We start from the raw sequence: 9,017 nt of genomic DNA, 5'->3' as shown, positions 1-9,017 counted from the left end.
TCAACCTCAGCTTGCATGCCATCAAAGTTGCTACCTTTCACTTCACGGAAGTCTTTTACCGTAAAGTCGTAGCCTTGAACATTGACGCTGTCGTTGGGTCCAAGTGCCACGTCACGCTCGATACTCAAAGTACTAGTGAAAGCGACGCCAATAACAGCGATGATGACACCAATATGAGCCGTTTGTTGCCCCCAATAGCTAAGGCGCAATTGGCGTAGGCCTTTAACAAGGCTCGGTGCGTTCTTGGTTTTATCTTTAAAATCAACCACCATCCACAAGAGCACCCAAAAGCTCACCGCTAGTGTAACGCCGATGTTGAGCATAGCCGACGGACTGGTAAAGTAAGTGACAATCGCTGCCAATACTAGACTGCTAGCGGCTATGACCATACCTACGCCGAGTAGCGGACGCTTGTCCTGCTTCCAGCGGATGTTGGAGCCCATACCCATAGCGATTAACAACAGCCAAGTTAAGGGCACAAATAGCGCATTAAAGTATGGAGGGCCCACCGATACCTGACCCAAATTAAAGGCATCAGCGATAATTGGATAGAGCGTACCTAGTAGTACTACCAAAGTCGCAATCAAGATAATGACGTTATTAATAACTAAAAACGACTCGCGTGAGATCAGCTGATACTGACTCTCGACGGTCAAGCGCCAACCACGCACGGCAAACATCAGCAGACCACTGCCGACGATAACCCCTAAGATAATCAAGATGACAAGGCCACGCGTTGGATCAGCGGCAAATGAATGCACAGAGGTAATGACCCCTGAGCGCACAAGGAACGTGCCTAGCAGACTAAGCGCAAAGGCAAAAATCGCTAGCATGATCGTCCACGCTTTGAATACGCCGCGCTTTTCAGTCACTGCAAGCGAGTGAATAAGCGCTAAACCCGCCAGCCACGGTAGTAATGAGGCGTTTTCAACCGGATCCCAAAACCACCAGCCGCCCCAGCCAAGCTCATAATACGCCCACCATGAACCAAGCCCGATACCGATAGTCAAAAAACCCCAAGCGGCAAGCGCCCATGGACGCGACCAACGCGTCCATACCGCGTCCAAACGCCCTTCCCAAAGCGCTGCCATACAAAAGGCAAAGGGTACTACCATACCAACATAGCCCATATACAGCATAGGCGGGTGGATAATCAGACCAAAATCCTGCAGCACTGGGTTTAGATCCGCGCCATCGACAGGTATGTTGGGCAGCGTGCGATCAAAGGGTGATGAGGTAAAAATAAGCATCGCCAGCATCATCATCTGCACGCCTGCCAGAATGATGAGCACCCGCGCACGCATGGATAGCGGTAGACCGCGGCTAAAATAGGAGACCAGCGCACACCACGTCGCCATAATAGTCATCCACAGCAGTAGCGAGCCTTCATGCCCGCCCCACGTCGCTGATAACTTATAATACCAAGGCAGTAACGTATTGGAGTGCTGCGTCACATAGACGAGACTAAAATCATTGTAATAAAAGCCTGCCATCAAAGCGACAAATGAGGTTATCATCGCTCCAAACTGTGCCCACGCTAAGCTCGGTGCTAATCGCTGCCAAGCGACAATATTACGCATGACACCAATAGTTGGTAGTACCACTTGCAAGATAGCCAGCATAAAAGCGACTAGCAAAGCAAAATAACCCAATTCTGTGATTAACATACGTCTCTAACCTTTTTACCCTAAGGGCAATTTACATAATCTAAGAGTGCTAGCAAGTAACGCTCAAAAGGCTTGTTGATAACAACGGTTTGATAGCGATAATCTGACGACAGCACTCTAATGACAACGGCTACTATACTTATCTACATTGAGGGAAAGAACACCAAAACCAAGTGTAGCCAACCCGCTAAGAACCCTGTTAAACCACCCAAGATAATCAGCGTGGTTTCATCCTCCTGAAAAGCAGGACGCAAAAGGTTTTGAAATTCTCGAGGCGATAGCTCGCGAATACGGTCGCGAAACAGACCAAATATTTTGCTCGCGCGGCTCTCATTGAGCTCAGGATCACGCAGCGGCACCATAGTAGCAGTAATGGATTTGTCGATAATCGTGTTCTTTAACTGTCCATAATCGCGGCGACCAAGGCTTACGCGCAGTGTCGTACTGACCACAGGCGATTCCAAAATCTGATATAGGTGCGATTTCATCAGCTCACGCGTTTGCGCCGCGCGCGCGCCGTACATCATCTCGTTCATGATGTTCTCAAGAGTCACCAAGTCACTGACGACAATCTCGGCAAACACCTCTGATACTTCCTCTTGACGCTTCATAAAGCCGCCTTGAAAGCGAAACTGAGCGATATGCGGCAGGCGCGGTTTAATAAAGGGAAAGCCGCTTGTGCGCTCAAATATCTTAATATAAGGAATAAAATGCGGCTCAACGGGATTAAACACCATCCAAATAGCAATCCAGTTGGTCAAAAAGCCCCAAATGGCGGCAAAGAAAGGTACCGTCCAGTGCTGCGGCACGACCAAAAAGATAAACATCTGGATCACACCAAATACCAATCCAATCAAAGCACTAATATGCCAAATAAAATCGATCTCTTTTTGACCGACTTTTAGGAACATATTGACCATCAAGCGCCGGTCACTCTCCATCTTGTTGACGATCATTTGACGCATATCGACCAAATCTTCGACATGATAAGTCAAATCAGTCACTAGCGATTGCATAATCTCAGGTAGCTCTTTGTGCGCTTGCACGTAGATACGGCGCTTGAGTGCATAAGGCAGATTGCCCCATAGTGCTGGCGAGTGCTCAAGCATAATCTCATCAATAAGCGCCTCTAGATGCTGATCGACAGTGTCTGTAATAAACACGGCCATCTGCTCAGGCTCCATCGCTTGAAAGAACTCATCGAGAGAGCCAAGCTTTGAGAGCGTCTGATCGACGATGACACCAGATATCTTGCCCGCCTTACGCGGTACAATGCCTTGCCAGCCAATACCAGGCAGTCCAAAAAATGGAAAGTTAGGAATCCTGATACCCCGAAACTTAATGGGGTAAAATAGCATTTTAAGCGCCATCCATACATGCACCCAAGTGACAAATGCGGTCACAGGCGGAATGGTCAGCATGGCAAAAAACTGAGGATGCTGGACGATCGTCTGCCATAATGAAGTTGCGACCATAACTCTTTATGTCCCTAGCGTAACCATTATTGAAGTAAAATGTTGCTCGCTTTATATCATTAAATGCAAAGCGGCTTATTAGTAGCTTATCAGTAAAAAAGTAAGACAAATAAATCGCCTGATTTTAGCATACTTGCCATTTATTAGCACTGCTAACGCTAGGCTTAGTTGTGACTAAAGGTGACACACTTTGCAGGCCTGGTATGATTGAAATTGACCTACTATGCCCCATAATTTATAAGCAAAAGACGACTAGGCGCAGCGCTTTGCACCATGAGAGCAGTTGCTCTTTTACTCCTGTCTTCTGCTATAATCCTTTTCGGCTACCTGCTTATCAGCTGATGTGCTAGTGTCACGCTATATTCTTGAATTTATTACAAATAACGTCGTAAGTTATACCTTTATCTGATTGCTACATACTGATGGTCTATGAATAAAATGATTTCGCCTGACACCGATTACGTCAACCGTATCTTTATGCGGCGTATACTCATACTTGGGTTATTAATATTCTTAGGCTTAAGTGGCTTGCTCTTGCGTTATGGCTACTTGCAAGTCTACGCCCATGATCAGTACACCACGCAGGCTGATAACAATCGCATCAAACTCATATCAGCGCCGCCGAGTCGGGGTTATATTTATGATCGTAACGGTATTTTGCTCGCTGATAACAAACCTGTCTTTACCGCTATGCTAAGCCCTGATGAAGTCGAAAATCCAGAGCGTACGTTGACTTTGCTCGCCCCTATCTTTGGTCTGACTGACACTGACATTACTGATATTTTGGCGCGACTAAGCAAAAACAAAAACGATCCTGTGACGATTAAAATTGATCTCACTGAAGCGCAATTGGCGCAGTTTAGTGAGCGCAAACCCTTCTTTCGCGGTGTGACTATTCAGAGTAAATTGACCCGTACTTATCCTTATGATGAGCTGTTTGCTCATGTGATTGGTTATGTCGGTCGCATCAATGACAAAGAAAGCAAGCGCATCGACAAAGAGCGCTATGCTGGCACGGATTTAATCGGCAAGATAGGTATAGAGGATTATTACGAGGATATTTTACTGGGTCAACCTGGCTATCAGTCGGTTGAGACCGACGCTCATGGCGATATCATACGCCAGCTTGAATCCAAGCCGCCCGTTGCAGGTAACGATATTACCTTGAGCTTAGATTATGGCCTACAAACCATTGCCCAGCAGCAGCTCGATGGCAGGCGCGGCGCTATCGTTGCTATAGACCCAAGTAACGGTGATGTACTCGCTTTTGTGAGTAATCCAAGTTATGACCCTAATCCCTTTATCTCAGGTATCTCGTTTAAAGATTACGGCGCGCTGCGCGAGGATCTCGATCAGCCGCTATATAACCGCGCTCTACAAGGAATGTACCCACCTGCGTCGACGATTAAGCCCTTCGAGGGTTTAGGCGGTATTCATTACGGTCTGCGTGATTGGAATACTACTATCTATGATCCTGGTTATTTTAGCTTACCTGGAGACTCACACCGATTTCGAGATTGGAAGCGCGGCGGTCATGGCACCGTCGATCTCAAAAAATCTATCATGATGTCGGTTGATACTTATTATTATAAGCTGGCCTATGAGATGGGTATTCAGCGCTTACATGATTGGATGGGCCGTTTTGGTTTTGGTAAAGAGACAGGTATCGATTTGCCTCATGAAAAATCTGGCATCATGCCCTCCCCTAAATGGAAGCAAGAGACTTATGGCAAAAACTGGCTGCCTGGTGAAACCATTTCAGTCAGTATTGGTCAAGGGTATTTTTTAGCGACGCCGCTACAAGTTGCAAACGCAACTGCTATGACTGCCAGCAAGGGCTATCATATTACTCCGCACTTACTAAAGCGTAGTGACGGCGCCGCACCTGTAAAAGTCATCGAAAAGCCAGATGGCAAAATTGACTATAACGGCAAACCCTCTGACTGGCTGCTGATGCACAATGCTATGGAGGAGACGGTTCAAAGAGGTACTGCTCGCGGCATCTATACCGATAAATACCGCATCGCAGGCAAGACAGGTACCGCGCAGGTCAAGTCTATCGCTCAGGGCAAAAGCTACGATAAATCAACGCTCGATAAGCGCCACTGGGATCATGCTTGGTTCACAGGGTTTGCACCTGTTGAGGAGCCCTCTATCGCTTTAGCCGTACTGGTCGAAAACGGTGGCGGCGGTAGTGCGGTAGCTGCGCCTGTTGGCCGTGCGCTGTTTGACTATTGGGTTATGCAGCGCAAAAAAAATCCTATCTTGCCACCAAGTCCTGATGAGTTAAAACAGATCAAACAGCAAAAGGCAATAGAAAAAGCGGCGCGTGATCTGCTGCGTGAGCAAGAGGCTGAGCTAACCGCACAACTAAAAGCGGCGGCGAGTACAGACTGACGAATAAAATAATTTAAATACCTATGGGTCAAAGGATTATGGCAAAGGCTGCAAAACACAAAAACCGTAAGCAAAAAGTATCGACTCATACCGTACCAGCTAATACTAGGCGCGCCGATCACCAAGCTGTCAGCAACGTGCGTATTATCGGTGGTCAATACAAGCGCCGCGGCATTGGCTTTATTGATAGTGAAGGGTTGCGTCCGACGCCAGATCGACTGCGTGAGACACTCTTTAATTGGTTGCTGGCTGATATTCATGACGCCCGCGTGTTAGATAGCTGTGCAGGTAGCGGCGTGCTAGGGTTTGAATCGCTATCTCGCGGCGCAGCGTACTGCACCTTTATCGAAACCAGCCGCGCCCAAAGCCAGATGCTCATCCAAAGCGCAAAGCAGCTTAATATTACTCCTGATAACTATCACGTTATCAATGGTGCAGCTGAACAAGTACTGATGAATATGCCAGACTCGCCGTTTGACGTTGTGTTTATCGATCCGCCTTATGCCGATGATTTGTGGCAGCCCATACTATCTGCCTTACTCACTCAGTCTCTAATCACTAGAGAGACGCTTATTTATCTAGAAGCCGATAAAGACTTGCGCCCTCAGCTTGAGGCATTAGCGATAAATTTGCGTGAAAATTCAGCTCACGTAGATATAAAAGGTTTTGATTGTATAAAACATACTCAAGTTGGACAAGTTGTCGCTGGACTTTATCAGCTGTCGTTGTCATAATCCTTTTATCTTTTTTAATGCTCAAATCTTTTTTAATAGCTGACATTCAAGCCAAATGTTAGCTTTTGACTGATATGCGCAAAAATAAACCCCAATGCGGCTTGCAAGCTTAAGCGCTACTGCTTATAATGTGCAGTCTGTTTTTTGAGAGCCCCGTTCCCAGCTAAACTCTCAATGAATTCTAATTTAAGGTTTTATCATGAAAACACTTAGTGCAAAACCAGCTGAAGTGACCCATGACTGGTTTGTTGTCGATGCTGACGGCAAAACCCTTGGTCGCCTAGCTACGCAAATCGCAACTCGTTTACGCGGTAAGCATAAGCCTTCTTTTACCCCGCATGTTGATACTGGTGACTTCATTGTCGTTATCAACGCTGATAAAATCACAGTAACGGGTAAAAAAGCGCAAGATAAGAAATACTATCGTCACAGTGGTTACCCAGGCGGTATCAAAGAAACCAACTTCAATAAGCTGCTTGCACATAAGCCTGAAGATGTTCTACATAAAGCAGTTAAGGGTATGCTTCCTAAGGGTCCTCTTGGCTATGCGATGATCAAAAAGCTAAAGCTATATGCAGGCTCTGAGCATCCACATGAAGCCCAGCAACCTAAAGAACTAGACATCTAAGGATAATTTTATGGAACGCAATTACGGAACTGGTCGCCGCAAGACCTCTACCGCTCGTGTCTTTTTAGCTAAAGGTACTGGTAGCATTGTCGTTAACGGCAAGCCACTTGATGAGTATTTTAGCCGTGAAACCTCACGCATGGTCGTTCGTCAACCGCTAGAATTACTTGACTCACCTGTCGCTTATGACTTGTTTATTACTGTCAAAGGCGGTGGTATCAGTGGTCAAGCAGGCGCGATTCGTCACGGTATCACTCGTGCCCTAATCGAGCTTGACGAGACTAACAAGCCTGCCCTAAAAGCGGCTGGGTTTGTCACTCGTGACTCACGTCAAGTTGAACGTAAGAAAGTTGGCCTACGTAAAGCACGTAAGCGTCCACAATTCTCGAAGCGTTAATCAAAGCTACGGCCTATTACTTATTGCAATTTAAGACTCGCGATAAATAAGCCTAGATTTGCAAAGCCTTATAAGTGCCAATGTGCTTATAAGGCTTTTTTGTGCTTGTGATGTTATTAAACTTAGATATACAGCTCAAGTATGATTGCATATTTGCTTGCAAAGTCATCCGCCCTACCTCATCATACCTATACCTTTTATAACTGATCTAATTCTATGAAAGCGCCTGAACAATACGATCCAAGTAAGCATAATAAATCAGACCCTAAAGTAGCAAGTGCGCAAACGACAAAGTCGCCAGCACTACCTGAGGGTACACCAAGCATCACTGACACTCAAAAAAAAACGGCACATGCTGACAAAAAGCCTTTTTTATGGCAGTTTTTACACCCGAAATATTGGGCGATTTGGCTACTCATGGCTATGATTTTGCCAATGATATATCTGCCACTACGCTGGCAGTTTTGGCTTGGGCGCAAGCTTGGTATTGGAATTTATAAAGTAGCAGGCTCACGGCGGCGCGATACTATGATCAACCTAAGCTTGGCGTTTCCAGAGAAGCCTGAAGCTGAACGTGAGCTGATGGCCAAGCAAGTCTTTGTTAATCAAGGCATCGGTGTGTTTGAGACTTTGTGCGCTTGGTTTCGTCCTAATGTCTTTACTCGCACTGTGTCCATCTCAGGCTTACAGCATCTAGTCAATGCGCAAAACGAAGGCCGCGCCGTTATTTTATTGGGCGCTCACTATACCATGCTCGATCTGGGTGGCCTGCTCTGCACGCAGTTTTTTGCTACTGATTGTATGTATCGCCCGCAAAACAATCCACTGTTAGATTGGTTCATCTATAACGGTCGTACCAATATCTTTGGCAAGCAGATATCCAGCCGTGACATGCGCAGCCTGGTCGATTCTATTAATTCAGGTCATGTTATATGGTACTCACCGGATCAAGACTATGGTCTTAAGCAAGGCGTAATGGCGCCATTTTTTGGCGTGCCTGCCGCGACGATTACTATGCCGCGCAGGCTCGCCAAACTTGGTAGTAAAAAACACCCGCCAGCAGTGATAGCGCTACATACTTATCGGCAAACGCCAGATAATCTGCCGCGCGGCAAACGCCCGCATTATCATTTAACTATTACTCCTGCCTTAGATAATTATCCAAGCCGCGATGAAGTAGCTGATGCAACGCGTGTCAATGAAGTATTAGAGGGCCTCATTCGTATCGATCCAACGCAGTGGATGTGGTTTCATCGGCGTTTCAAACACGGACCTAAAGGCCGTAGTAATATCTACAAGTAAGCCTGATGCTCTATACATAAACAAAGCCATCAAGAATTTTGCTATACTTTGCGCCATTAAATTGAGTCATTTTCAGTGACTCAGCACCTTTTTATAATAACGACTAACGGATTTATTATGAGTAATCAAACTGACGCGCCTAAACGCATCTTAACAGGCATCAAACCTACAGGTATTCCGCATCTAGGCAATTATGTCGGCGCGATTCGCCCTGCTATCGAGTCTATTCAAAATAGCGATGATGAGGCGTTTTTCTTCTTAGCCGATTATCACGGTATTATAGGCTGTTATGATCCTGCTATCATTCATGAATCTACCAAAGCTATCGCTGCCACTTGGATCGCCTGCGGTCTTGACCCTGAGCGTGTCACTTTTTATCGTCAGTCGGACGTGCCAGAGATACCTGAGCTGACTTGG

The 9,017-nt window shown here is 46.3% G+C and carries 7 protein-coding genes and 1 pseudogene; 6 read left to right on the top strand and 2 right to left on the bottom strand.

Translation table 11 applies throughout. The features are described 5' to 3' along the window. A partial coding sequence (locus ACTXGO_RS07010; RefSeq protein WP_443573821.1) for a heme lyase CcmF/NrfE family subunit occupies positions 1-1,667 on the bottom strand: 1,667 nt, incomplete at its 3' end. A 143-nt stretch (positions 1,668-1,810) separates the two neighbouring features. Next, the gene (locus ACTXGO_RS07005) at positions 1,811-3,142 is read right to left on the bottom strand and encodes a hypothetical protein (RefSeq protein ID WP_317199891.1); all 1,332 of its coding nucleotides are present in this window, start codon (positions 3,140-3,142) and stop codon (positions 1,811-1,813) included. Positions 3,143-3,571: 429 nt separating this feature from the next. On the opposite strand from ACTXGO_RS07005, the gene mrdA reads away from it, so the two are divergent. The 6 genes and pseudogenes from mrdA to ACTXGO_RS06975 all read left to right on the top strand — a co-directional run. Then, a complete protein-coding gene (gene mrdA / locus ACTXGO_RS07000; protein WP_443541393.1) occupies positions 3,572-5,539 on the top strand; it encodes a penicillin-binding protein 2 in 1,968 nt (655 codons plus the stop codon). A 38-nt stretch (positions 5,540-5,577) separates the two neighbouring features. Beyond that, positions 5,578-6,273, top strand: coding sequence for a 16S rRNA (guanine(966)-N(2))-methyltransferase RsmD (rsmD, locus tag ACTXGO_RS06995; protein WP_443541392.1), 696 nt, complete (start codon positions 5,578-5,580; stop codon positions 6,271-6,273). A 199-nt stretch (positions 6,274-6,472) separates the two neighbouring features. After that, on the top strand, positions 6,473-6,901 hold the full coding sequence (gene rplM / locus ACTXGO_RS06990; RefSeq protein WP_317199888.1) for a 50S ribosomal protein L13: 429 nt from the start codon (positions 6,473-6,475) through the stop codon (positions 6,899-6,901). A gap of 10 nt (positions 6,902-6,911) precedes the next feature. Beyond that, positions 6,912-7,298 (top strand): 30S ribosomal protein S9, encoded by a 387-nt coding sequence (rpsI, locus tag ACTXGO_RS06985; protein WP_317199887.1) that lies wholly within the window; start codon positions 6,912-6,914, stop codon positions 7,296-7,298. A gap of 216 nt (positions 7,299-7,514) precedes the next feature. Then, the gene (locus tag ACTXGO_RS06980) at positions 7,515-8,600 is read left to right on the top strand and encodes an LpxL/LpxP family acyltransferase (RefSeq protein WP_443573819.1); all 1,086 of its coding nucleotides are present in this window, start codon (positions 7,515-7,517) and stop codon (positions 8,598-8,600) included. 117 nt (positions 8,601-8,717) lie between these two features. After that, positions 8,718-9,017: pseudogene (locus tag ACTXGO_RS06975) on the top strand (tryptophan--tRNA ligase); the annotation flags it as partial.

This window comes from Psychrobacter sp. T6-1 (assembly GCF_052258445.1).
This window is presented reverse-complemented; position numbering and strand designations above follow the sequence as displayed.